Origin of the sequence: Frankia tisae (genome assembly GCF_025403405.1) — a bacterium.
GTDB classification, from domain to species: domain Bacteria; phylum Actinomycetota; class Actinomycetes; order Frankiales; family Frankiaceae; genus Frankia; species Frankia tisai.
Genome location: NZ_JANEZT010000433.1, coordinates 1 through 5,049 on the forward strand (window position 1 = coordinate 1; position 5,049 = coordinate 5,049).

Sequence of the window (5,049 nt, forward strand, 5' to 3'; positions counted from 1 at the left end):
GGCGGTTACGCTCGGCGGGGCGAGCGGTGCCCGGTGCCCGGGTGCGCATCGTCCCGCCGCACACCGGGGCCGACGCCGAGCCCGGGGAGGTCGGCGAGATCTGGATTTTCTCGCCGCAGAACACCCCCGGCTACTGGCACAACCCCCGCGAGACCGCGGCGCTGCTCGAGGACGGCTGGCTGCGCACCGGGGACGCCGGCTATCTCGACCACGACGGCTACCTGTTCATCCACGACCGGGTCAAGGACATGATCATAACCGGGGCGGAGAACGTCTACCCGGCCGAGGTCGAGAACGTTCTGATGTCCCATCCCGACATCGCCGACGTCGCGGTGATCGGGGTGCCGAGCGAGCGCTGGGGCGAGACGGTCAAGGCCGTCGTCGTCGCCGAGGCGGGCCGGACCCCGACGACCGCCGACGTCGTGTCCTTCGCCCGTGCCCGGCTGGCCGGCTACAAGTGCCCGACTTCGATCGACCTGGTCGAGGCGCTGCCCCGCAACGCCGCGGGGAAGGTACTCAAGCGTGAGCTGCGTAACCCTTACTGGTCCGGACGCGAGCGGTCCGTAAGCTAGACCTCGCCGACGGGCAATCTACCTGCTGGTCGGATGGTCGATATCGTCTCGGGCGTGCGGAGCCCTGCGGAGGAACGCTTGACATCCTCCTCCGCGTGAACGCGGAGGATTCCAACATCTACCCATCCACCGGGAGAGGAGGTGTGCAGTGTTGAGGTTCGCGGTTCGCAGGCCGCCTGTTGGCGTCGCCTCCCCGCGCAGTCACCCACGTGGTTGCCCACTGATGCCCCAGGGCGATGTTGCGTGCCGCGTTCACATCGGCGTTCGCCTGCTGCCCGCAGGCCCGGCAACCGAAGACGGCTTGGCTCTCGCGCGCCTGGCGATCCCGGGTTCCGCAGGTGTTGCAGGTCTGCGACGTCCACGCGGGGTTGATCTTCTCGACCCGGCCGGGGGCCTTCTGTTCCAACCGGGCGACGAGCAGTCCCCAGCCGTGGGAGAGAATGCTCCGGTTCAGCCCGGCTTTCTGCCGCATGTTCCGCCCCGGTTCGGCGAGGGTGCCCCGCGCCGAGCGGGTCATGTGCCCGATCCGCAGATCCTCGACGCGGATCAGGTCGTAGCGGCGGGCAAGGCTGGTGCTGGTCTTCTCGACCCAGTCCTTGCGCCGGTCGACCTCCCGGGCCTTCACTCGGCCGATCTGCGCTTTCAAGCGGGTCCGCCGGTTCGATCCGCGTTTCGCTCGGGCGAGCCGGCGTTGCAGGCGGAGCAGCCGAGCCTGTTCCCCTGGTCGCAACCCGGGACAGTGCAGCAACGCGCCCGTCGACAGCGCGGCCGACACGGCCACGCCCCGATCCACCCCGACAATCGTGCCAGTGCCAGTGCCAGTGCCAGTGCCTGGGATCGGGTCGGGCACGGCCGCGAACGCCACCTGCCGGTGGCCCGCCGACCAGCGAAGGTTCAGAACACGCACATCGGTGGGTTTCACCGCGACGATCCGGAAACCCGCCGACCGGCCACGTTTGCGCCACGACGGCCGGCGATGCGAACCCCGAAAAAAGCTCGCCATGGCCGTGGCGAAATCCCGCAACGCCTGCTGCTGAACAGTCTGCGAACCCGCGGCCAGCCACGGATTCTCCCGGCGCGCCTCGGTCAACTGGCGGGACTGCTCGTGGTAGCTCGGTGCCGGGCCGCAACGCGGATTCCACCAGGACTGCTGTTCTACGGCGAGGTTCCACACGTACCGTGCGTGCCCGCAATGGCCTTCCATCGCAGCCGCCTGTTCGACGGGCGGATAAAGCCGGTAGCGGGACATTTCTCCATTCTACAGAAGGGATATCGACCGATGAATAAGATGAGGCGGCGTTTCCTCCCTGCCGTGAACGGCGGGGTCTCCACGCCGCAATCCCGATGAACACGACTCAGTCCGACTCGCCGCGCAAGCGTGGCCGCCCCCGCAACCTCGAGCCCAGCCAGGAGTACCGCGATCGGCTGGAGAACATCGTGCGGGTGGCGGCGGATGTCTTCCAGGCCCACGGGTACGAGGCCGGCTCGCTCGACGACGTGGCCGCCGCGATGGGCCTGCGCAAGGCCAGCCTCTACTACTACGTCAAGCGCAAGAGCGACCTGCTCCGCCTGGTCTTCGAACGCGCCATCACGGTCGCCCTGACCGAGGTCGAGACGCTGGCCCACCTCGCCGACCCGCGCGACCGGCTCGCTGCGCTCATCCGCCACCAGGCGCTGCTCGTCACGCGCGATCCAGCCCTGTTCGCCGTGTTCTTCGACCAGCGGGCCGGCCTGGAGCACGCCGACCTCGCCGACGTCGGCCGCAAGGAGCACCTCTACCTACGCCAGTTCATCCTCGCCGTCGAGGCCGCGATGGCAGCCGGGGTGATCGGACCGGGTGACCCCAGGCTCGTGGCCAACGCGATCATCGGCATGACGAGCTGGTCGTACAAGTGGTTCGACACCCGGCGCGACTCGCCGGAGGCGTTCGCCGACACCTGCGTGGCCCTCGTCCTGCGCTGAGCCGGGCGGGGCCCGTCCGCGCGCCTGCGCCTGCGCCTGCGTCAGCGCCGCTACCCGAGTCCGCGTCCGTGTGACGCAGATTAATTTCTACTCACGGGTTGACAGAAATCTGCGGCCCGAATACCTTGCTCCTACCTCGCAGGCCGCAGTGGTCGGCGGCCTCTCCGGGAACGCGATCGGCGTCCCGGGAGGCGGTCGGTTCCGGCGGTCACGGATGGCCGTCGACGCGCCTGCGGGCCCGCACGCGGGGCCGGCGGAGTCCACCGGCCCGCCCGCGCACCGCCGCGGCGCACCGCCACCGGTGACCGGGGCCTGCCAGCCCGCCGGGAACAGGAGCTTGGACACATGAAGCGACCCCGAACTCCCTCCGCACGATTACGCACGGGCGTTCCCGCCCTCGTGGTGGTGGCCATCCTCGCGGTGATCCTCGCCAAGGGGGACTACCGGGCCAACTTCTTCTCCGGCGGCGGGTTCGCCCTGGGGGCGCTGGTCGCGGCGATCGCCCTCGGCGTGGTCGTCACCTACCGCGGGTCCGGGGTGGTCAACCTGGCGGGGGCGGCCGTGGCGATGTACGCCGCCTACGTCTACGCCGACCTGCGGGCCCGCGGCGACCTCTTCCTCCCCCCGCTGCCCAACCCGCTCGCGCCCATCGAGGGCATCGTGCACCGGGCGGGTAACGACTCCTTCACGGTGCCGCACTGGCCCACCTCGGTGTCCTTCGGCGGCGCGATGGGGTTCTGGCCGGCCCTCGTGCTCGCCCTGGTGTTCTGCGCGCTGTTCGGCCTGGTGCTGCACGTCGCGGTGTTCCGGCCGCTGCGGCACGCCCCCGTCCTGGCCAAGGTGGTCGCCTCGGTCGGCGTGCTGCTGTTCCTGCAGGCCGTCGTCGTCCGGCGGTTCTCCACGACGACCCAGGTCGTCGGGCCGCTGCCGTTCGTCGACAAGACGCAGGTCGACCTCGGCCTGTTCAAGATCACCCAGGAGCAGCTGTTCGTCGTCTGCCTGGTGCTCGTGCTCGCCGTGGCGCTGTGGGCGCTGTTCCAGCGCAGCCGCTTCGGCCTCGCCGTGCGGGCCGCCGCCGAGAACGAGAAGGGCGCCACGGTCCTCGGGTTCTCCGCCGACCGGCTCGCCGCGGCGACCTGGGTGCTGTCCACCGTCGTCACCGGGCTGCTCGGCATCTTCGTCGCCTCGGTGAACTCCTCCGTCGACCCGAACACGATGCCGGCGCTGATCGTCCCGGCCGTCACCGCAGCGCTGGTCGGCGGCTTCACCTCCTTCGGGTGGACGACGCTGGCCGCCTTCGGCCTCGGCATGCAGGTCTCGCTGGTGACCTTCCTCGGCGCGAACGAAAGCTGGTTCCCGAAGGCCGGCGGGCTGCCCGTGCCCGGGGTCGACCTGCTCGTGCCGCTCGTCGTCATCGTCGCGGTGCTGGCCCTGCGCGGGCAGTCGCTGCCGACCCGCGGGGTGCTGGGGCCCGGCCGGCTGCCGTTCTCGCCGACGGCGCGGCCCTGGTCGCTGCGCTACGGCGGGCCGGGGCTGGCCGTCGTCGCGCTGATCCCCGGGGTGTTCTTCCTGTCGCCGGCGATGCGCGACGGGCTGACGAACACGCTGACCGGCATCGTCATCTGCCTGTCCATCGTCGTCCTCACCGGCTTCATCGGGCAGATCTCGCTGGCCCAGACCAGCTTCGCCGGCCTGTCGGCCTACACCGTCGCGAGCCTGTCGACGCACCACGGCTGGCCGTTCCCGCTGCCGATCCTCGCCGGCGCCGCAGTCGCGGTCGTCGCCGGCGTGCTCGTGGCGCTGCCCGCGCTGCGGGTGCGCGGGGTGCACCTCGCGATCGCCACGCTCGCCTTCGCCGTCGCCGTCGACAAGGTCGTGTTCGCCAACTCCTGGATCAACGGCGGTTTCGACGGCGCGACCGTGACGACACCGGCGCTCATCCGCTCCCAGGACACCGACACCCACCACGTCCTCGGCGTCACGATCGGGGACGGCACCCAACCCAACCCACTGACCCTGGTGTTCTGCCTGGTCGTCGTGGTCGCACTCGGCTACCTCGTCGCCAACCTGCGCCGGTCGCTGACCGGGCGCCAGATGCTGGCCATCCGCTCGAACGAGCGGGCCGCCGCCGCCGCGGGAGTCAACGTGGCCGCCGTCAAGGTGCTGGCGTTCGGGGTCTCGGCGTTCATCGCCGGGGTCGGCGGCGCGGTCATCGCCTACCGCACTGGCAACGTCACCCCCGACAAGTTCCTCTACGACAAGTCGCTGATGTTTTTCGCGTTCGCCTACCTCGGCGGGATCGCGAGCGTCAGCGGCGCGGTCACCGGCGGCCTACTCGTCGGCGGCGGGCTCGGCTTCACGATCCTGAACCGGGTGTTCGGGCTGCCCGACGAGTTCGTGCTGCTGCTCGGCGGCCTCGGCCTGGTCGTCACCGCCGTGCTGAACCCCGAGGGTGTCGCCGGGAAGGCCCGCACCGACCTGCTGGCCCTGCGCCGAAGATTCCGACCTCCCACCC

The 5,049-nt window shown here is 70.6% G+C and carries 4 protein-coding genes; 3 read left to right on the forward strand and 1 reads right to left on the reverse strand.

Annotated elements, in window-relative coordinates:
- Positions 1 to 572: AMP-binding enzyme (locus NBZ85_RS27415; RefSeq protein WP_261559951.1), on the forward strand; the 572-nt coding region annotated here is incomplete at its 5' end.
- 118 nt (positions 573 to 690) lie between these two features.
- Here NBZ85_RS27415 and NBZ85_RS27420 read toward each other — a convergent pair.
- Entirely contained in the window at positions 691 to 1,821 is a 1,131-nt protein-coding gene (locus NBZ85_RS27420) for an RNA-guided endonuclease InsQ/TnpB family protein (protein ID WP_261562895.1), read from the reverse strand.
- A gap of 95 nt (positions 1,822 to 1,916) precedes the next feature.
- Between NBZ85_RS27420 and NBZ85_RS27425 the strand changes: the two genes are divergently transcribed.
- Both NBZ85_RS27425 and NBZ85_RS27430 read left to right on the forward strand, forming a co-directional pair.
- Positions 1,917 to 2,534: a TetR/AcrR family transcriptional regulator gene (locus tag NBZ85_RS27425; RefSeq protein ID WP_261559949.1), complete on the forward strand. Its 618-nt coding sequence runs from the start codon at positions 1,917 to 1,919 to the stop codon at positions 2,532 to 2,534.
- A gap of 345 nt (positions 2,535 to 2,879) precedes the next feature.
- On the forward strand, positions 2,880 to 5,049 hold a 2,170-nt coding region (locus tag NBZ85_RS27430), incomplete at its 3' end, for a branched-chain amino acid ABC transporter permease (protein ID WP_261562897.1).

Bases quoted from the DNA above. Each gene is read 5' to 3' on its own strand.
- NBZ85_RS27425 (WP_261559949.1), top strand. From the start codon at position 1,917: ATGAACACGACTCAGTCCGACTCGCCGCGCAAGCGTGGCCGCCCCCGC.
- NBZ85_RS27420 (WP_261562895.1), bottom strand. From the start codon at position 1,821: ATGTCCCGCTACCGGCTTTATCCGCCCGTCGAACAGGCGGCTGCGATG.